Source organism: Streptomyces sp. NPDC059008 (genome assembly GCF_042749045.1).
In the GTDB taxonomy this organism is placed as follows: domain Bacteria; phylum Actinomycetota; class Actinomycetes; order Streptomycetales; family Streptomycetaceae; genus Streptomyces.
The window spans coordinates 99,526-117,640 of record NZ_JBHYJC010000009.1 but is presented as its reverse complement, the minus strand read 5'-3'; the positions used below and the strand labels follow the sequence as shown (position 1 = coordinate 117,640).

The 18,115-nt window shown below is 72.4% G+C and carries 17 protein-coding genes; 15 read left to right on the top strand and 2 right to left on the bottom strand.

Annotated elements, in window-relative coordinates; translation table 11 throughout:
• Positions 1 to 19: 19 nt before the first annotated feature.
• From ACFWZH_RS14305 to ACFWZH_RS14260, 10 genes are all read left to right on the top strand, one after another.
• A complete protein-coding gene (locus ACFWZH_RS14305) occupies positions 20 to 940 on the top strand; it encodes an ABC transporter ATP-binding protein (protein WP_384429692.1) in 921 nt (306 codons plus the stop codon).
• On the top strand, positions 924 to 1,601 hold the full coding sequence (locus ACFWZH_RS14300) for an ABC transporter ATP-binding protein (RefSeq protein ID WP_384429389.1): 678 nt from the start codon (positions 924 to 926) through the stop codon (positions 1,599 to 1,601). Before ACFWZH_RS14305 ends, ACFWZH_RS14300 begins: the two co-directional genes overlap by 17 nt.
• A gap of 110 nt (positions 1,602 to 1,711) precedes the next feature.
• Complete coding sequence (locus ACFWZH_RS14295; protein WP_384429689.1) at positions 1,712 to 2,167, top strand: acyl-CoA thioesterase; 456 nt, start codon at positions 1,712 to 1,714, stop codon at positions 2,165 to 2,167.
• Between the two features lie 22 nt (positions 2,168 to 2,189).
• A complete protein-coding gene (locus ACFWZH_RS14290) occupies positions 2,190 to 3,095 on the top strand; it encodes a LysR family transcriptional regulator (RefSeq protein WP_384429686.1) in 906 nt (301 codons plus the stop codon).
• Positions 3,096 to 3,322: 227 nt separating this feature from the next.
• Positions 3,323 to 4,498: a CaiB/BaiF CoA transferase family protein gene (locus ACFWZH_RS14285; RefSeq protein WP_384429386.1), complete on the top strand. Its 1,176-nt coding sequence runs from the start codon at positions 3,323 to 3,325 to the stop codon at positions 4,496 to 4,498.
• A 92-nt stretch (positions 4,499 to 4,590) separates the two neighbouring features.
• On the top strand, positions 4,591 to 5,388 hold the full coding sequence (locus ACFWZH_RS14280; RefSeq protein ID WP_384429383.1) for a crotonase/enoyl-CoA hydratase family protein: 798 nt from the start codon (positions 4,591 to 4,593) through the stop codon (positions 5,386 to 5,388).
• Between the two features lie 40 nt (positions 5,389 to 5,428).
• Positions 5,429 to 6,166, top strand: a complete 738-nt coding sequence (locus ACFWZH_RS14275; RefSeq protein WP_384429380.1) for an acetoacetate decarboxylase — start codon at positions 5,429 to 5,431, stop codon at positions 6,164 to 6,166.
• 120 nt (positions 6,167 to 6,286) lie between these two features.
• A complete protein-coding gene (locus tag ACFWZH_RS14270) occupies positions 6,287 to 7,249 on the top strand; it encodes a 3-hydroxyacyl-CoA dehydrogenase NAD-binding domain-containing protein (RefSeq protein ID WP_384429377.1) in 963 nt (320 codons plus the stop codon).
• Positions 7,246 to 8,427 (top strand): acyl-CoA dehydrogenase family protein, encoded by a 1,182-nt coding sequence (locus tag ACFWZH_RS14265; protein ID WP_384429374.1) that lies wholly within the window; start codon positions 7,246 to 7,248, stop codon positions 8,425 to 8,427. The genes ACFWZH_RS14270 and ACFWZH_RS14265 overlap by 4 nt, the downstream gene beginning before the upstream one ends.
• A gap of 329 nt (positions 8,428 to 8,756) precedes the next feature.
• On the top strand, positions 8,757 to 9,293 hold the full coding sequence (locus ACFWZH_RS14260; RefSeq protein ID WP_384429371.1) for a phospholipase: 537 nt from the start codon (positions 8,757 to 8,759) through the stop codon (positions 9,291 to 9,293).
• Positions 9,294 to 9,407: 114 nt separating this feature from the next.
• On the opposite strand, the gene ACFWZH_RS14255 is transcribed toward ACFWZH_RS14260, so the two are convergent.
• Positions 9,408 to 10,190: a DeoR/GlpR family DNA-binding transcription regulator gene (locus ACFWZH_RS14255; RefSeq protein WP_384429368.1), complete on the bottom strand. Its 783-nt coding sequence runs from the start codon at positions 10,188 to 10,190 to the stop codon at positions 9,408 to 9,410.
• A gap of 236 nt (positions 10,191 to 10,426) precedes the next feature.
• On the opposite strand from ACFWZH_RS14255, the gene ACFWZH_RS14250 reads away from it, so the two are divergent.
• Genes ACFWZH_RS14250 through ACFWZH_RS14230 form a run of 5 tightly spaced genes read left to right on the top strand, consistent with a single transcriptional unit; the run spans position 10,427 to position 16,533 of the window.
• Positions 10,427 to 11,725 (top strand): MFS transporter, encoded by a 1,299-nt coding sequence (locus ACFWZH_RS14250; RefSeq protein ID WP_384429365.1) that lies wholly within the window; start codon positions 10,427 to 10,429, stop codon positions 11,723 to 11,725.
• Between the two features lie 13 nt (positions 11,726 to 11,738).
• Entirely contained in the window at positions 11,739 to 13,310 is a 1,572-nt protein-coding gene (locus ACFWZH_RS14245; protein WP_384429362.1) for an FGGY family carbohydrate kinase, read from the top strand.
• Complete coding sequence (locus ACFWZH_RS14240) at positions 13,303 to 14,814, top strand: FGGY-family carbohydrate kinase (RefSeq protein WP_384429359.1); 1,512 nt, start codon at positions 13,303 to 13,305, stop codon at positions 14,812 to 14,814. The genes ACFWZH_RS14245 and ACFWZH_RS14240 overlap by 8 nt, the downstream gene beginning before the upstream one ends.
• The gene (locus tag ACFWZH_RS14235; RefSeq protein WP_384429356.1) at positions 14,811 to 15,437 is read left to right on the top strand and encodes a histidine phosphatase family protein; all 627 of its coding nucleotides are present in this window, start codon (positions 14,811 to 14,813) and stop codon (positions 15,435 to 15,437) included. Before ACFWZH_RS14240 ends, ACFWZH_RS14235 begins: the two co-directional genes overlap by 4 nt.
• A gap of 52 nt (positions 15,438 to 15,489) precedes the next feature.
• Positions 15,490 to 16,533, top strand: coding sequence for a 2-hydroxyacid dehydrogenase (locus ACFWZH_RS14230; RefSeq protein WP_384429354.1), 1,044 nt, complete (start codon positions 15,490 to 15,492; stop codon positions 16,531 to 16,533).
• Positions 16,534 to 16,771: 238 nt separating this feature from the next.
• Here ACFWZH_RS14230 and ACFWZH_RS14225 read toward each other — a convergent pair whose 3' ends face one another.
• A complete protein-coding gene (locus ACFWZH_RS14225; protein ID WP_384429352.1) occupies positions 16,772 to 17,665 on the bottom strand; it encodes a LysR substrate-binding domain-containing protein in 894 nt (297 codons plus the stop codon).
• Positions 17,666 to 18,115: the final 450 nt, after the last annotated feature.

Here is an 18,115-nt window from a genome sequence, read left to right as displayed (position 1 = left end):
ACTGTCCGTACGCTTCCGGATGCCCGGCGGCCGCCACGTCGACGCCGTCACCGATGCCGCCTTCGACCTCGCCGCGGGGGAGTGCCTGGCACTGGTCGGCGAGAGCGGCTGCGGCAAGTCCGTGCTGGCCTCGGCGCTGCTCGGGCTGCTGCCCGGCAACGCGCGGACGGCCGGTTCGGCGCGGCTGGACGGCACCGAGCTGCTGACCGCTTCCGAGCGGGAACTCGCCGGTGCGATCCGCGGGCGGCGGATCGGGCTCGTACCGCAGAGCCCGGCCGCGCATCTGACGCCCGTACGGAGTGTGCGCTCCCAACTGGAGGAGACCGTACGGGAGTTGACCGGAACGACCAGGGGCGACCTGAGGGCGGCGGCGGAGCGGGCCGCCACGCGCGCCGCCTTCCCCCTCGACCACCTCGACCGCTTCCCGCACCAGCTCTCCGGCGGACTGGCGCAGCGCGCGGCCACCGCGCTCGCGCTGGTCGGCGACGCACCGCTGCTGCTCGCCGACGAGCCGACGACCGGGCTGGACCGGGACCTGGTGGACCGCACCGTCGACGAGCTGCGCACACAGGCCCGCGCGGGCCGCGCGCTGCTGATGATCACTCACGATCTGGCGGCGGCCGAGCGGATCGCCGACCGGGTCGCCGTGATGTACGCCGGCCGGATCGTCGAACTCGCCGACGCACAGGGGTTCTTCGGCCGGCCGGGCCCCCGGCACCCCTACGCCCGTGGACTGCTCGACGCGCTCCCCGGCCGGGCCTTCCAGCCCCTCCCCGGCATGCCGCCGGAGCTGGGCGATCTCCCGCCGGGCTGTGCCTTCGCCGCGCGCTGCGGGCGGGCCACCGCGGCCTGCGAGACGGTGCCCGCACCGCGCGACGGCGTCGCCTGCCACCACCCGGTGGCCGCACAGAGGGAGGCGGGCGATGCTCGAACTGCGTGACATCACCGCCGGATACGACCGCCGGGCACCCGTCGTACGCGGCGTCTCGCTGGCCGTCGCCCCCGGTGAGGCGGTGGGACTCCTCGGCCCCAGCGGCTGCGGCAAGTCCACGCTCGCACGGGTCGCCGCACTGCTGCACCGGCCCGACTCCGGCACCGTCGTCCTGGACGGCGTGCCCGCCGCGGGCTGGCGCCATCGCGCACCCCGCGCCCAGCGCACCGCCTACGGCGTGCTCTTCCAACAGCCCCGGCTCTCCGCCGACCCGCGCCTGACCCTGGCCGACCTGATCGCCGAACCGCTGCGGGCCACCGGGCGGCGCGCCCGCGTCCCGGACCGGATCGCCGAGCTGGCACCCACCGTGGGCCTGAGCCAGGAGCTGCTCGCGCGCCGTCCGCACCAGGTCAGCGACGGGCAGCTGCAGCGCGCCTGCCTGGCCCGTGCGCTGGTGCTGCGGCCCCGCTGGCTGATCTGCGACGAGATGACCGCGATGCTGGACGCCTCGACAACTGCCGCCCTGGTGGCCGTCGTCGAGGCCTACCGCAGGGAGAGCGGCGCCGGTCTGCTCGCGGTCGGCCATGACCGTACGCTCCTGGAGCGCTGGTGCGACCGCACCATCGGCTGGGCGGAGCTGAGCCGCGCACCGACGGCGCCTACGATGTGAGGCAAGTGGCCCATGGGCCTCACGGGGAACGGGGAGAGATCGTGGCGGAAGCGGTAGAGGCGGCACAGAGCACAACCGGCGGGGACACGGTCGCCGGAGCGGAGCAGCGCATGGCCGGGGCGGACCCGGCGGAGCCGTTCGCGGCCTTCGTCGTCCCCGTCACCGTCCGTGGCTATGAGACGGACTCTCAGGGCCATCTCAACCAGAGCGTCTATCTGCAGTACGCCGAGCACGCCCGCTGGTCGCTGCTGCAGGCGAGCGGCATCCGGCAGAGCGACCTGGTGGACCGGCGCGTCGGCCCGGTGACCATCGAGACCACCATCCGCTATCGGCGGGAGCTGCGTGCCGGCGACGAGGTCGAGGTGAGCTGCGCGTTCGTCTGGGGTGAGGGCCGGACGTTCCGGGTGGAGCAGACCGTCCGCAAGACGGACGGGACGGTGGCCGCCGAGCTGAGCGCCGTGGGCGGACTGCTGGACCTCACCGAGCGCACGCTGCTCCAGGACCCGCGGGCGGTCTTCCGCGAGCTGGCGCAGGACCTGGCACCGCTCGGCCTCGCCCGGGACTGACGGGTAGTGTGGCCGTGTGGACATGCTGCACCTGCGCTACTTCGTGGCGGTTGCCGAAGAGCTGAATTTCTCCCAGGCGGCACGCAAGTTGCACATGGCGGCCTCTCCGCTCAGCCAGCGCGTCAAGGACCTGGAGCGCGAGCTGGGACAGCCGCTCTTCGAGCGCAGCACCCACCACGTCGCGTTGACGCCGGCCGGTGCCGCGCTGCTGCCGCTGGCCCGCGATGTGCTGGAACGCGTCAACTCCATTCCGTGGCGGTTGCGGGAGGCCGTCCGTCCGCAGCGGGCCACCCTGCTCATCGGGATGCCTTCGGGAATCCACCCCGCGCTGCGGGCCCGGGTGCGGGAGCTGGAGGCGGCATGCCGTACGACGTACGAGCTCAAGCGCTGGCCCGGCCGGTCCAACGGGCTCGCCGAAGCGGTCCATGACGGCCGGCTGGCGCTGGCACTGGTCCGGCTGCCGGTCTCCGATCCCGCGCTCGGCATCATCGAGGTCATGCGGGAACGGCTGGGCGCGGCGGTCCCCGCCGACCGGTTCGCGGGCCGGGAGTCGGTCACCCTGGACGATCTGCGGGAGCTGCCGTATGTGGCGACCGCGCCCGAGGCGATGCCCGCGTACTTCGACGAGATCGACGCCCGGCTGAATTCCGCGGGCGTGCGGAAGCGGATCCGCATCAACAGCTCGGATTATTCGGGCACCTCGGAACTGGTCTCCGGCGGTATCGCCTTCTCCCTGACGATGCTCTCCGCGGAAAGCCCGATGCACCTCTACCGGCTGGACAATGTCACCGTGCTGCCGGTGGTGGACTTCCCGGCCGAACTGACCACCGGGCTGCTCTTCCGCAAGGACCGGGCGGAGCCCGGCGGTGACCTGGAAGAGCTGGTCACCGAGGCGCGTGGCATCTTCGCCGAACGGCTTTCCGCCTGATATCCCACCGCTGTCCGCTGCATTTTTCTGAATTCCGCAGAATTCCTTTCGTATTTCTCGCGCCTTTCTCGCGCTCCTTTCGGCGGGGCATGACCGCTGTGGTGTGACCGCTGTGGTCATACCCTTCTTCGCTTCTTGATCGTTCTCATTCGGCGACTCCGCGCCTAATGTCGAAGGCGGAAACATTCGCAGTACATCTACTTCAGTCGCCTTCCGTAGGAGTGACCATGGACGCCACGAACGAGAGTGCCGCCGGCCCGCTGGACGGCGTACGGGTGATCGATCTGTCCACGGTGGTGATGGGGCCCTACGCCGCCCAGATCATGGGGGATCTCGGCGCCGACGTCATCAAGATCGAGTCGCCGTCCGACACCGTAAGGGCGGGCCGGTACCGCACCACCCCCGGGATGACGCCCCTCAACCTCAACGTCAACCGCAACAAGCGCAGCGTCTCGCTGAACCTCAAGGACGACGCCGACCGCGAGCGCGCCCTCGCGCTCATCGGCACCGCCGACGTACTGATCACCAATATGCGGCCCGGCGCCCTGGCCCGGCTCGGCCTGACCTACGCGGACCTCGCCGAGCGCAGCCCCGGCCTGGTCTACGCCCACGCCCAGGGCTTCCGCAGCGACTCCGACCGTGCGGGCCACGCCGCGTACGACGAAACCGTGCAGGCCTCCTCCGGGCTGGTGGACGTGGCCCAGCGGGCGCTCGGCCGGCCGGTCTACCTGCCGACGATCATCGGTGACAAGGTCGCCGCGCTGACCATCGTCTACTCGGTGCTCGCCGCGCTGGTGCACCGCGACCGTACGGGCCGGGGCCAGCACATCGAGGTCCCCATGACGGACACGCTGATCGCCTTCAACCTCGTCGAGCACCTGGCGGGCCACGTCTACGAGCCGCCGGTCGGCTCCACCGGGTTCCCGCTGTCGATGAAGCGCGGCCACCGGGCCGTGCCCACCGCCGACGGGCTGGCCTGCATCGTGCCCTACCACGCCCAGAACTTCCGCGACTTCTTCGCGGCCGCCGGCCGCGGCGATCTCGCCGAGGACCCGCGGGTGGCCGGCCCCGCCATCGACGACGCCGACGTCGACCCGCTCATGGAGCTGGTGGCCCAGTGCGCGCCGACCCTGACCACCCAGGAGTGGGAGGAGGTCTGCGCCAAGCACAGCATCCCCATGGCGCCGGTGCTCGAACTGGACCGCGCCGCCGACGACCCGTACGTACGGGACGGCCACCTCCTCGACCTGGTCGAGCACCCCAGCGAGGGCCCCATCCGGTCCGTCGGCATCCCCGTGCGCTTCTCCGCCACCCCGGGCTCGGTCCGACGGCTCGCCCCGCTGCCCGGCCAGCACACCGACGAGGTCCTCGACGAGCTGGCGACCGCGCCCCGGCGCCACTGACGGTCCCCGCCCCCACACCCCTCACTCCGCGCGGATTTCGGCCTTCACCCACCCGTGCCGTACCGCGCCCCCGATCGCAAAGGACCCGGGCCATGCCCAGCACTCCCGACGCCACCTCAGCCGGCGCCACCCCCGTCGTACGCACCGAGCGGATCGGCACCGCTCTGCTCATCACGCTCGACCGGCCGCGTGCCCGGAACGCGGTGAACGCCGCGGTCGCCGCCCAACTCGCCGATGCCATCGACGGGTTGGAGGGTGACCCGACTCTGCGGACCGGGGTGCTCACCGGCGCGCAGGGCACCTTCAGCGCCGGTATGGACCTCAAGGCCGCGCTGGCGGGCGAGTCGCCCGAGATCCCGGGCCGCGGCTTCGGCGGGCTGACCGAGGCCGCGACGAGGAAGCCGCTGATCGCCGCCGTCGAGGGCTGGGCCATGGGCGGCGGCTTCGAACTGGCCCTGGCCTGCGACCTGATCGTGGCCGCGGACGACGCCCGGTTCGGCCTGCCGGAGGTCAAGCGGGGGCTCCTCGCGGCCGGCGGCGGAGCCGTCCGGCTGCCCCGGCGTATTCCGTACCACCTGGCCATGGAGCTGCTGCTGACCGGTGAGCCGATCTCCGGTGAGCGGGCCGGCCGGCTCGGCATCGCCAACCGGGTCGTACCGGCCGGGCAGGCCGCGGCGGTGGCACTGGAACTGGCCGCACGGCTCGCGGACAACGCCCCGCTCGCGCTCGCCGCCGTGAAGCGGATCGTCCGCACCGCCGACGGCACCCCCGAACCGGCCGCCTTCGCCGCCCAGCGCCGGGAGATGGCCGCGCTCGCCGCGTCGGCCGACGTCCGGGAAGGCATGGCCGCCTTCGCCGAACGCCGCGCCCCCGTGTGGCAGGGCAAGTAGGCACGCACATACGGACAAGCAGGAGAAGAGGCCCTCCGCCATGCAGCAGCACGACATCGCCCACCACCTCGCCACGCCCCTGATGAACCCGGCGTATCCGCCCGTCGTCCCCCGCTTCACCGATCGCGAGTACCTCAACATCGTCTACCGCACCGATCGCGACGCACTGCGCGCGGTGGTGCCCGAGCCGCTGGAGATCGACGAGCCGCTGGTCCGCTTCGAGGTGATGCGGATGGGCGACGTCACCGGGTACGGGCCGTACACCGAGGCCGGCCAGGCGATCCCGGTCCGCTACGAAGGCGAGCGCGGCGAGTATCTGCACGCCATGTACCTGGACAACTTCCCGGCCACCGCGTCCGGACGGGAGGCCAGCGCCTACCCGAAGGTCACCGGATCGCCCGCCCTGTATGTGGACCACGGCGCGCTCGTCGGCGTCCTGGACTACGGCACCGTCCGGGTGGCGACCGCGACGATGGGCTACAAGCACCACGAACTGGACCCCGAAGAGGCCGCCGCGCAGATCACCGTGCCGACCTTCATGCTCAAGCTGGTGCCGGGGTTCGACGGCACCGCGCAGGTGGCCCAGTTGGTCCGCACCGAGATCAGCGACGTGGTGGTGAAGGGCGCCTGGAGCGGGCCCGCCCGACTGCAGCTGTTCGAGCACGTCCTCGCTCCGCTGGCCGATCTGCCGGTGCGCGAGATCGTCTCGGCCGCCCACATCCTGACCGACCTCACCCTGGCGCCGGTCCGGCCCGTACACGACTACCTCGCGCGCTGATTCCGTACGGGCGAGAAAAGCGCCGAAACGACAGCGCATCACGCGAAGTCGCCGCGACCGCATCGACGTTCCGGCGGCCGCGCCCACCTCACCACGACCGCACCGAAAGAAGCATCCGTCATGAGCAAGACACCTCCCACCGCGGCGGTGATCGGAGCCGGGACCATCGGGCTCTCCTGGACCGCCCTGTTCGCCGCCCACGGCCTGTCGGTACGGGTCAGCGACCCGCGCCCCGACCTGGCCGAGGCCGTGGACACCGCGCTGGCACAGGCCGCCCCGCAGCTGGCCCGGCAGGGCCTCGACGTCCGGGGGCTCGCCGACCGGGTCCGGCTCGCCGACGGCGTCACCGACGCGGTACGCCACGCCGATGTCGTCCAGGAGAACGGCCCGGAGGACGCCGCCTTCAAGCGTGAGCTGTTCGCCACCCTGGTCCGCGAAGCCCCCTCGCACGCCCTTCTCCTCAGCTCCTCGTCCGCCATCCCGTCGAGCGACTTCACCGGCGGGCTCGACGACGCCGGGCGGATCCTGATCGGCCATCCGTTCAACCCGCCGCACCTCGTGCCGCTGGTGGAGGTGGTGCCCGGCGCGCGCACCTCCGAGGACGCCGTGAACCGAGCGGTCGCCTTCTACCGCTCGGTCGGCCGGGTCCCGGTCGTGGAGCGCAAGGAACTCCCCGGCTTCGTCGGCAACCGACTGCAGAACGCGCTCAGCCGCGAGGCGATCCACCTGGTGGAGCAGGGCGTGGTCACCCCGTCCGAGCTCGACACGATCATGGTGAACTCGCTCGGTCTGCGCTGGTCGACGGTGGGCCCCTTCCTCGGCGCCCACCTGGGCGGCGGCCCCGGCGGCTACCGGCACATGGCCGAGCACATCGGCCCCTCGATGCGGCGGATGTGGGACTCCCTGGGCCGCCCCGAGCAGAGCCCCGCCCAGACCGAACGGCTCATCGCGGCCGTCGAGGACGCCTACGGCTCGCGCCCGTACGGCGAACTCGCCCAGGAGCGCGACGACAGGCAGCTCGCCGTCCTCGCCGCCCTGAACACCGACACCCCCACCGCACCGAACGAGGAGGCCCGGTCATGACCGACCAGCTCACCGCCGACTTCTACGGCTACCAGGACCTGCTGCCCGACAACGAGCGCGAACTGCTGCTCCGGGCCCGCGACTTCATGCGCAACGAGGTCAAGCCACTGGTCAACGACGCCTGGGCGAAGGGCGAGTTCCCCCGTGAGCTGATCGACAGGTTCCGTGGACTCGGGCTCGCCGGCGTCGCGTACGAGGGGTACGGTGATCCGCTGCCCGCCGCGAGCCATCTGCTGGTCGGGATGCTCACGATGGAGTACACCCGCACCGACGCCTCGTCCGCGACCTTCTTCGGCGTCCACAACGGACTGGCCATGTACAGCGTCTACCGCGGCGGCGACGAGGAGCAGCGCCGCCGCTGGCTGCCCGCGATGGCCGCCCTGGACAAGATCGGCGCCTTCGCCATGACCGAGCCGCTCGGCGGGTCCGACGTGGCGGGCGGGATGCGCACCACCGCGCGGCGCGAGGGCGACCACTGGATCCTCAACGGCGCCAAGCGGTGGATCGGCAACGGCACCTTCGCCGACCTGGTCGTCGTCTGGGCCCGCGACGAGGCCGACGACCACGTCAAGGGCTTCGTGGTGGAGAAGGGCACACCCGGCTTCTCGGCCACGAAGATCGAGCACAAGACCGCCTTCCGCATCGTCGAGAACGCCGACATCACCCTCACCGACGTCCGCGTCCCGGAGGCCGACCGGCTCCAGCGGGTCGACTCCTTCCGCGACGTCGCGGAGATCCTGCGGGCCACCCGCAGCGGCGTCGCCTGGCAGGCCCTCGGCGTGATGATCGGCGCCTATGAACTCGCCCTCGACTACGCCCGCGAGCGCCGGCAGTTCGGCCGGCCGATCGCCCGCTTCCAGATGGTGCAGGACCTTCTCGTCAAGAGCCTGGGAAACATCACCGCCTCCTGGGGCATGCTCGTCCAGCTGGCCCGCCTCCAGGACGCCGGCGTCTTCCGCGACGAACACTCCTCGCTGGCCAAGGCGTTCGTCACCAGCAGGATGCGCGAGGTGGTGGCCTGGAGCCGGGAGATATTCGGCGGCAACGGCATCGTGCTCGACTACGACGTCGCCCGCTTCTTCGCCGACGCCGAGGCCATCTACTCCTTCGAGGGCACCCGCGAGATGAACACCCTCATCGTGGGCAAGGCGATCACGGGGCAGAGCGCCTTCGTCTGACGGCCCGAGGCGACGACCGGTGGCCCGGCCCCTGTGCGGGTTCGCTCGGAGGAATGCGCGACACCTCGACAGACGAGTCCCATGGTCGCCATTCCGGCAATGGCCACGGATCAATGGGTTCCGTTTAACGGAATTTTCGGGGAAGTGCCGAAGCGGGTTGGCTGGGGCAATGCGTTGCGATAGCGTTTCGAACATGCGCTCGATTCGGGGGTGACGAGCACGGGGGTTCCTTCACGGGGATACCTGTCCCCTCGGCCGAGGCGTGACCGACCACCGGGATTTCTCACCCGGTAGCCAAGAGGGGAAATTCTTTCGTGAAGAAGTTGGGCATGTCCCTTGCCGGTGCCGCGCTCAGCGGCGTCGCGGCACTCTCGCTCGCCACTCCGGCACTGGCCGACAGCGCGCAGGCGTTACGCACGCAGGGCCCCGCCGTCTCGGCCGGGGCGAAGGCGGGCCAGCTGGAGACCCGGGGATACTCCAGGGACCAGAAGATAAAGCGGGTCTGGGCCCTGACCAAGGGCAGCGATGGTTCCGCGCAGGCGTATATGAACGGCTACGCGGCCTGGCGGAACGGGAAGAACCCGTACGGCTTCGACTGGAAGTCCGACGGCTGCTCCGGTGCCGCGGACTACCCGCTCGGATTCAATTTCAAGGCGGGGTGCATGCGGCATGACTTCGGTTACCGCAACTTCAAGAAGCTGCATGCGTTCAGCGAGGCGAACAGGCTGCACGTCGACAAGGCATTCCTGTGGGAATTGACCGCGACATGCAACGAGCAGTGGGGCAAGCCCGAGCGTGAGCGCAAGGCGTGCCGAAAGATCGCCAAGAAGTACTACCAGGCGGTCCGGGACTTCGGCCGCCTGTAAGCGGAGTCACCCGCAGTGACCCGGCCCGGTGTGCCCGCGAAGGCGCACCGGGCCGGGGCGCGTCACAGGGGGTTCCGCGATCCGCGAGGAATGCGCCGTCCACCCGTGCCCGGCCTACGACTTGGCCGGCACCACCATCACCTCGGTGCCGGCCGCCCGTACGGCGCGGATCTGCTCGGCCGGCAGGCCGTCGTCGACGATCAGCAACTCGAAGTCGGTCAGCGGGGCGAGCGCGTACAGGCCGCCCTTGGTGAACTTGGTGTGGTCCGCGACCAGGATGCGGCGCCCCGCGCTCTCCATCATGGCCCGCTTGACCTGCACGGTCTCCGGAGAGGTGTGGTAGCAGCGGCCGTTGGTGACGGCCGTGGTGGACATGAACAGCACATCGGCGCGAAACGCCCGTACGGCGTCCGCGGTGTGCGGGCCCATGAACGCGTCGTACGCCGGGAAGTACGCCCCGCCCAGCGTGATCAGCGAGATGCCCGGCTCCTTGGCGAGCGTGGTGATGGCCGGCAGGGAGTTGGTGATCACGGTCAGCGGGGTGTGCTCGGCGACCTGGTGGGCCAGCAGCAGACAGGTCGTGCTGTCGTCGAGCAGCACGGTCTGCCCGGAGACCAGCAGCGTCGCGGCGGCCCGCGCCAGCTGCTGCTTGGTCTGCGCCATGGTGGCCATCCGCTCCGCGACGCTGCCGTGGAACTGCGCCGAGGGCAGCCCGGTCGCCCCGCCGCGCACCTTGCGCAGCCAGCCCTGCGCCTGAAGGGCGTCCAGATCGCGGTGCGCGGTCATCAGGCTGATGTCGAACTCCTCGGCGAGGTCCGCGGTGCGCACGAACCCGCGGGAGATGACGGTCTCGCGCATACGACGGCGCCGCTCCTCCTGGGCCTCGACCCGGTCCATCGCGCTTTTCTCCCCTCGGCTCCGCGTGAATGCGCCGCGTTATGTTCGCACGGATTTAACACTGCACCCGCGGCGGCAGCGGTGTCCACATGCGGTTCCGGTACGACGCAACACGGCTGGTCGCGGCCCCGATGCGAAGATTCCACGGGCCATTGACGCCCGATTCTGCGCGGCTGTTCCATCGCTCCGTCCACCCCCCTTGCCCCCTGCCACGCCGCCGCAGAAAGGGAGATTCGATGACGAACTCTCCGCCGCGTTCGCTGATCACCCGCCTGGGCATTCCGCCGACCCTCGCCTGGGGATACCTCGGGCTCCTGCTGTTCATGATCGGAGACGGGGTCGAGTCCGGCTACCTCTCGCCGTACCTCATCGACCAGCACCTCTCCGAATCCCGGGTCGCGCTGCTCTTCACCGTCTACGGGATCGCCGCCGGCATCGCCGCCTGGCTGTCCGGAGTGCTGTCCGACCTGTGGGGTCCGCGCCGTGTGATGTGGGCCGGACTGGGCATCTGGGGCGTCTTCCAGGTCCTGTTCCTGACCGCCGCGATACCCCTGACCAGCTATCCGCTGATGATGGTCAGCTACGGACTGCGGGGGCTGGGCTATCCGCTGTTCGCCTACGGCTTCCTGGTCTGGATCGCCGGGGTGGCGCCGCGGGCCCGGCTCGGTACCGCCATGGGCTGGTTCTGGTTCGCCTTCACCGGCGGGCTGCCCACCCTGGGCTCGCTGGTCGCCAGCGGGCTGATCCCGCAGATCGGCGCCTACGCCACGCTGTGGGCCGCGCTGGTGCTGGTGGCCGCGGGCGGACTGATCGCCCTGCTGCTGGTCCGCGATGATCACGGCGGCAAGCGCCCGCGCGGTGCGGCCGAGGGGCCGGTGGCCACGCTGGTCGGCAGCGTCACGGTCCTGTGGCGCAACCCCAGGGTCGGGGTCGGCTCGCTCGTCCGGGTCATCAACACCGCCTCGCAGTTCGGCTTCTTCGTGATCATGCCGATCCACTTCACCAAGACGGTCGGCTTCACCCTCACCGAGTGGCTGCATCTGCTCAGCGCGATGTTCGCCACCAACATCTTCGCCAACCTGCTGTTCGGCGTGCTCGGCGACCGCTTCGGCTGGCGCCGCACCATCGCCTGGTTCGGCGGCGCCGGCTGCACGGTCAGCACCCTGCTGCTCTTCTACGTCCCGCACGCGGCCGGTGCGAACTTCCCGCTCGCCCTCCTGGTCGCCGCGTTCTACGGCGCTACTCTGGCAGGTTATGTACCGCTATCGGCGCTGGTGCCCACTTTGGAGCCCAAGCACCAGGGGCAGGCACTGGCCGCGCTCAACCTGGGCGCGGGAGCCAGCACCTTCGTCGGCCCCGCCGTCGTCGCGGCGTTCGTCGGGACGCTCGGCGTCGAAGGAGTGGTCTGGATCTTCGCCGGGATGTACGCGGTGAGCACCGTACTCGCCCACTTCCTGACGCTGCCGGAGCCGGCCGCCAAGGACACGGCCGGCGCCGCGGACACCGCGCCCACCGCCGCCTCGGCGCCGGCGTGAAAGGACCCCACTGATGTCCGTACTCACCATCGACGTGGGCACCACGGTGATCAAGTCCGTCGTCTTCGACGACCAGGGCACCGAGATCGCCGTCGCCCGCCGGGCCACCGAGGTCCTGCGCCCGCACCCCGGCTGGGCGGAACAGGACATGGACGCCGTCTGGGACGCCGTCGTCCATACCGTCCGCACGGTGCTGGACGGCCTGACCGACCCGGTCTGGCTGGTGTCCTTCACCGCCCAGGGCGACGGCGCCTGGCTCGTCGACGACCGCGGCCGCCCCACCGGACCCGCCATCCTGTGGTCCGACGGCCGCGCCGGGGAGCAGCTGAGCGCCTGGCAGCAGGACGGCGTCCTGGAGGCGGCCTTCCGCCGCAACGGCTCGCTGACCTGCGCCGGGATGCCCAACGCCCTCTTCAGCTGGCTCGCCGCCCACGACCCGGACCGGCTGGCCCGCTCCGCCACCTCGCTGACCGCCGCCGGCTGGCTCTTCCTGCGCTTCACCGGCGTCCGCGCCACCGACGAATCCGACGCCTCGGCCCCGTTCCTCGACCACGCCACCGGCGCCTACGACCCCTACATCCTCGACCTGTTCGGCCTCGGCGCGTACGAACGGCTGCTGCCCACCGTCCTGGGGGAGTCGCAGCGGATCGCCGAGATCACCACCACCGCCGCGGCCGAACTGGGGCTCCCCGCCGGGCTCCCGGTGGTGATGGCGCCCTACGACATCGCCTCCACCGCCCGCGGCGTCGGCGTCGTCAACCCCGGCCAGGCCTGCAGCATCCTCGGCACCACTCTGTGCACCGAGATCGTCCGCACGGAGATCGACACCAGCGGCGAGCCGTCCGGCATCCACATCGCCTACCGCGGCCGCGAACGGGTGCTGCGCGCCTTCCCCACGCTCAACGGCGCCGAGGTGCTCGGCTGGGCGGCGCGGCTGCTGCATCTGCCGGGCCCGCCGGAGCTGGCGCAGCTGGCCTTCGAGTCCGAGCCCGGCGCCCGGGGACTGATGTTCCTGCCCTACCTCTCCCCGGCCGGCGAGCGCGCCCCGTTCCTCGACCCCGGGGCCCGCGGCTCCTTCTGGGGCCTGTCCCTGGAGCACCGGCCCGCCGACCTGGCCCGCGCCGTCTTCGACGGGCTCTCGCTGGTGCTGCGCGACTCACTGGCCGCCGCCCGCACGGACGTCGGCGAGCTGCGGCTGTGCGGCGGCGGCGCCAACAGCGACGCCTGGTGCGCGCTGATCGCCGATGCGACGGGCGTGCCCACCGCGCGCTCCTCAGACACCGAACTCGGCGCCAAAGGCGCCTTCCTCACCGGCCTGGTCCGCACCGGCGCCGAGACCAGCATGCACAGCGCCGCCGCCAAATACGTCCGGATGCAGCGGAGTTGGGAGCCGGAGCCACAGCGCGCGGAGTTCTACGCCGCGCTGTACGAGGACTTCCTCGGCTGGCGCGCGCTCGCCCGGGAAGCCGGCTGGCGCGGCCGGGCGACCTGGCGCGGCGGCCCGGCGGCGCCCGGCCGCCCGGCCGAAGCCACCGGCCACCCCGTCGACCCCACCGGCACCGCCCCTGGAGGCACCCTTGTCTGACCCGCACCACCCCGGCGGCCCGCCCGAGCCTCTCGACGGCATCTGGCTCGGCCTCGACCTGGGCACCCAGAGCGCACGCTGCGTCGCCGTCGACGGCACCGGGCAGGTCCTGGCCACCGCCGCCCGCCCGCTGACCAGCCGGCGCCAGGGCAACCGCCACGAGCAGGACCCCGAGGAGTGGTGGCGCGCACTGGCCGCCGCCTGCCGGGAGGCCCTGGCGGGCCTCGACACCCACCGGATCCGCGGGCTGGCCCTCGACGGCACCTCCGGGACGATCCTGCTCGCCGACGCCCAGGGCACCCCGCTCACCCCGGGCCTGATGTACGACGACGGGCGCGCCGCCGAGCAGGCCCCGGCCGTCAACGCGGCCGGCGCGGCGGTCTGGCAGGAGCTGGGCTACCGCAGCATGCAGCCGTCCTGGGCGCTGCCCAAGCTCGTCGCACTGCTGCGGGGCGCCCCCGGGCTGCGGACCGGGACCCGGCTGCTGCACCAGGTCGACCTGGTCACCTGGCGGCTGACGGGCCGCCAGGTGCCGAGCGACGCCAGCCACGCCCTCAAGACCGGCTACCACCTCGTCGAGGAGCGCTGGCCGCACGAGGTGATGGCCGAACTCGGCGTCCCCGAAGGGATGCTGCCCGACGTGGTGCGCCCCGGAAGCGTGCTCGGCACCGTATGCGCCGCGGCCGCCGCGGCCACCGGCATCCCCGAGGGGACCACCGTCGTCGCCGGGATGACCGACGGCTGCGCCGCGCAGATCGGCGCCGGAGCCCTCGCCCCGGGCGCCTGGAACTCGGTGCTCGGCACCACCCTGGTCCTCAAGGGCACCAGCCCGCACCTGGTCCGCGATCCGGCGGGCGTCGTCTACTGCCACCGCGGACCCGGCGGGACCTGGCTCCCCGGCGGCGCCTCCAGCAGCGGCGCCGGCGTCCTCTCCCGGTACTTCCACGGCGCGGACCTGGACGCGCTCACCGCGCGGGCCGCGGCACTGGACCCGGACGCGGTCGGCTACCCGCTGGTCTCCACCGGCGGCGAACGCTTCCCCTTCCGCGCCCCCGACGCCGTGCCCTTCGTCCTGGGGGAAGTGCCCACCCGGGCCGCCGAGTTCCATGCCTGGCTCCTCGGCGTCGCCTGCCTCGAACGGCTCTGCTTCGACTACCTCGACCACCTCGGCGCGCCCATCGACGGGCCGCTCACCCTCACCGGCGGCGGCGCCCGCAACGCCTACTGGTGCCAGCTGCGCGCCGATGTCCTCGGCCGCCCCGTACGCCTGCCGCAGCAGGCCGAGGGCGCCCTCGGCATGGCCGTCCTCGCCGCCACCTCCTCGGGAGCGGGCCTCGAACAGGCGGCCGCCGCCATGGTCCGCATCGACCGGGAGATCGCGCCGAGACCCGCCCGCACCGCCCGCTACACCCCCGTCCACCTCCGCTTCGTGGACGAACTCACCCGCCGCGGCTGGCTCGGCCAGGACGTGGCCGACCACGCCCGCAGGAGGGCAGCACAGTGACCGACTTCATCCTCGTACGCCACGGCGAGACCGTCTGGCATGCGGAGAACCGCTACGCCGGCCGCACCGACGTGCCCCTGACCGACCACGGCCGCGCACAGGCCGCCGCCCTCGCCACCTGGGCCGCCACCGCACAGCTCACCGCCGTCTGGAGCTCCCCGCTCTCCCGGGCCCGGCTCACCGCCGCACCCGCCGCCGAGGCCTGCGGGCTGACCCCACGCGTCGACGAGCGGCTCTACGAGGTCGACTTCGGCCGGGGCGAGGGCCTGACCAGGGACGAGATGAGCCGGCGCTTCCCGGAGCGGCTGGCGGCCTTCCTCACCGACCCCGTCGAGCACCACCTGCCCGACGGCGAGCACCCCCGCCACGCCGCCGAGCGCGCTGCCGACTGCCTCGCCGACCTCGCCCGCGAACAACCCGACGGCCGGGTCCTGGTGGTCGCGCACTCCACCCTCGTACGGGTCCTGCTCTGCCATCTGCTGGGCATCCCGCTCGCCGACTACCGCCGGGTCTTCCCCCGGCTGGACAACGGCGCCCTCACCGAGATCCGCGTCGACCAGGGGCGGACCGCGCTGCTGACCTTCAACGCGCCGGCCCTCACCCAGGCCCCCGCGCTCCACTGACCGCCCGTACGCGCCCACCCGGCCCGGTACCGCCCTTCAGGAGAACAGACCCATGAGCACCACCGTCCTCGTCGCCGGCAACCACTTCATCCGCCCGAGCCTGTTCACCGAGGCCGTGCGCGCGGCCGCCGGGGACACACCGCTGGACGTCCGCGAGATCCGGTTCGACTGGCCGCACACCCCCTTCGGCCCGGTCGCCGAGGTCATCGAGGCCTCCGGAAGCGAGGACGAGATGATCGAGGCCCTCCAGGGAGCCGAGATCTGTGTCACCGAGCACGGTCCGCTCACCGAGCGGATCCTCGCCGACTGCCCCGACCTGAAGCTGTTCTGCACCAGCCGCGGCGGCCCGGTCAACGCCAACCTCGAAGCCGCCACCCGCCACGGCGTCGCCGTCTGCTACGCCCCCGGCCGGAACGCCACCGCCACCGCCGAGCACACCCTGACCCTGATGCTGGCCGCCGCCCGCGGCGTCGGCGACACCCACACCGACCTGCGCCGCAGCGTGTGGCGCGGCGACTACTACGACTACGACAACTGCGGCATCGAGATCGACGGCGCCACCGTCGGCCTGATCGGCTTCGGCGCCATCGGCAGCCGGGTCGCCAAGGTGCTCGCCGCCATGGGCGCCCGCGTCCTCGTCCACGACCCGTACGTGCGCCCCGAAGCCCTGGCCGGTATCGCCGAGCAGGTCCCGCTCGACGAACTGCTCGGCCGCTCCCGCATCGTCTCGCTGCACGCCCGGGTCACCGAGGAGACCAAGGGCATGATCGGCCGCGCGCAGATCGCCGCGATGCCCCGCGGTGCGATCCTGGTCAACTGCGCCCGCGGCGCGCTGCTCGACTACGACGCGGTCTGCGACGCCCTGGACTCCGGACAGCTGGCCGGCGCCGGCTTCGACGTCTTCCCCGAGGAACCGCTGCCCGCCGGCTCCCGCCTGCTGACCGCCCCCGGCGCGGTGCTGACCCCGCACATCGCCGGCGGCAGCCAGCAGGTCGCCCACAAGGCCGCACGGATCGTCGCCGAGGAGGTGGGCCGCCATCTGCGCGGCGAGCCGCTGCTGCACTGCGCCAACCCCGAGGTGCTGAAAGGCAACTGACGGCCCTTCAGCACCGAATAGCCGGTGTTCGGACCGAACGGACCGCCGCTGCGCACCACATACGACCGGCCGCTCGGCGCGTACGCGCCGTCGGTCGCCCAGGCCGGGCCGTCGCGCAGCGGGGTGAGGGGGACATGCGTCCAAGGTGGCGGTGGCCGGTCATGACGCCAAGGCCGCCCCGCCACCCGTTGGGCAGGGGAGCGATAACGGGCCGGTATGGCCTGCGGCGGCCGGTCCGTCAGCGCGACGGTTCGCGGACCGGGGCGGTGCGCCGGGCCTGCGCGAGGAAGGAGCGGGCCGGCCGGCTCAACGGGCTGCGGGCGTGCACGATGCCGACCGGACGCAGCAGCGCCGGGCGGAACGAACGCACCTCGGCCCGCGAGCCGAAGGTGCGTGACGCCATATCGCGGTACCAGACCAGCGAGCCGTGCCCGCCGAGCACACTCGCCACCCACGCCAGCCGCTCGTCCACCTCCAGCGCCGCCACCGGACGCACACCCAGCCGGCTGAACATCGACTCCAACTCGGTCCGCCTGCCGGTGCCCCGGGTCGGCAGCACCATCGGCAGCCCGTCCAGCCGCCGCAGCGGAAGCGGGTCCGGCAGCCCGGAGCCGGACGGCGAGACCAGCACCACCTCGCGCTCCTGGAGATGGTGCGAGGACAGCTGCTGGTCCACCGGAAGGTCCACCAGCCCCAGTTCCGCCGCGCCACCGGTCACGCACTCCACCAGCGCCTCGCGGCTGCTGCGCTGGACCAGCTGGACGTCCACCGCCGGGTGGCGCGCGGTGAAGGCCGGCAGCAGCTCGGCCGCGAGATCGATCGCCAGGGTCGGGGTGGCGACGACGCACAGCTTCTCCCGGGCGCCCCCGCCGTGCGCCGCGCCGATGTCCTCGATCGCGTCCACCGCGTCCAGCACCGTACGGGCCAGGCGCACCACCCGGGCCCCCTCGCACGTCAACTCCACGCCACGGCCCTTACGGGTCACCAACGCCACGTCCAGATCGCGTTCCAGGGCCTGGACGGCGCGGGAGAGCGCGGGCTGGGCCACATAGACGGCGGCGGCCGCGGCGGTGATGGACCGGCAGTCCGCGACCGCGACCAGATAACGCAGTTGCTGGAGGGTGAGGGCCATGCGCGGACCGTAGCCGGGTCGGGGTGAACCCGTAAGACGAAGCGGGCGACGGAGCGATGGCGCGGCGATGTCCGCCGGGGGACGGGGCAAGACCCGCTCGGCACCGAACCATGCCGGGCGGGCATGGGACGGGGCGGCGCGGACCGGTGCGCCGGCGTGCGGATACGGGACGGCGCACGGTGCAAAGGCGCAGGTCGGCGCCGGTCAATCGGGGCGGAGCGGTGCGCGCGGCCGGCGCGGTGGTGACCTTGGCGGAATCAACCACCGCCTGACGCAAGGTCGTTGACAGTGCAAGGGGGTGGCCCCACGATGCATCGGCATCAGCGGGATACCGCTGGTTACCGCAGGTGGCAGTGGTCAGCGTGTCCGTCCCCCACGCAGCACAAGGAGCGCCCGTGGTCTCCCGCCCCCCTCACTGGGGGGGCGGGGCGCGGGGGGGGGGGGGGGGGG

Excerpts from the sequence above, each read along its gene's own strand:
- ACFWZH_RS14305 (WP_384429692.1), top strand. The coding sequence starts at position 20 with ATGCCCGGCGGCCGCCACGTCGACGCCGTCACCGATGCCGCCTTCGAC.
- ACFWZH_RS14300 (WP_384429389.1), top strand. The coding sequence starts at position 924 with ATGCTCGAACTGCGTGACATCACCGCCGGATACGACCGCCGGGCACCC.
- ACFWZH_RS14295 (WP_384429689.1), top strand. The coding sequence starts at position 1,712 with ATGGCCGGGGCGGACCCGGCGGAGCCGTTCGCGGCCTTCGTCGTCCCC.
- ACFWZH_RS14290 (WP_384429686.1), top strand. The coding sequence starts at position 2,190 with ATGCTGCACCTGCGCTACTTCGTGGCGGTTGCCGAAGAGCTGAATTTC.
- ACFWZH_RS14285 (WP_384429386.1), top strand. The coding sequence starts at position 3,323 with ATGGACGCCACGAACGAGAGTGCCGCCGGCCCGCTGGACGGCGTACGG.
- ACFWZH_RS14280 (WP_384429383.1), top strand. The coding sequence starts at position 4,591 with ATGCCCAGCACTCCCGACGCCACCTCAGCCGGCGCCACCCCCGTCGTA.
- ACFWZH_RS14275 (WP_384429380.1), top strand. The coding sequence starts at position 5,429 with ATGCAGCAGCACGACATCGCCCACCACCTCGCCACGCCCCTGATGAAC.
- ACFWZH_RS14270 (WP_384429377.1), top strand. The coding sequence starts at position 6,287 with ATGAGCAAGACACCTCCCACCGCGGCGGTGATCGGAGCCGGGACCATC.
- ACFWZH_RS14265 (WP_384429374.1), top strand. The coding sequence starts at position 7,246 with ATGACCGACCAGCTCACCGCCGACTTCTACGGCTACCAGGACCTGCTG.
- ACFWZH_RS14260 (WP_384429371.1), top strand. The coding sequence starts at position 8,757 with ATGTCCCTTGCCGGTGCCGCGCTCAGCGGCGTCGCGGCACTCTCGCTC.
- ACFWZH_RS14255 (WP_384429368.1), bottom strand. The coding sequence starts at position 10,190 with ATGGACCGGGTCGAGGCCCAGGAGGAGCGGCGCCGTCGTATGCGCGAG.
- ACFWZH_RS14250 (WP_384429365.1), top strand. The coding sequence starts at position 10,427 with ATGACGAACTCTCCGCCGCGTTCGCTGATCACCCGCCTGGGCATTCCG.
- ACFWZH_RS14245 (WP_384429362.1), top strand. The coding sequence starts at position 11,739 with ATGTCCGTACTCACCATCGACGTGGGCACCACGGTGATCAAGTCCGTC.
- ACFWZH_RS14230 (WP_384429354.1), top strand. The coding sequence starts at position 15,490 with ATGAGCACCACCGTCCTCGTCGCCGGCAACCACTTCATCCGCCCGAGC.
- ACFWZH_RS14225 (WP_384429352.1), bottom strand. The coding sequence starts at position 17,665 with ATGGCCCTCACCCTCCAGCAACTGCGTTATCTGGTCGCGGTCGCGGAC.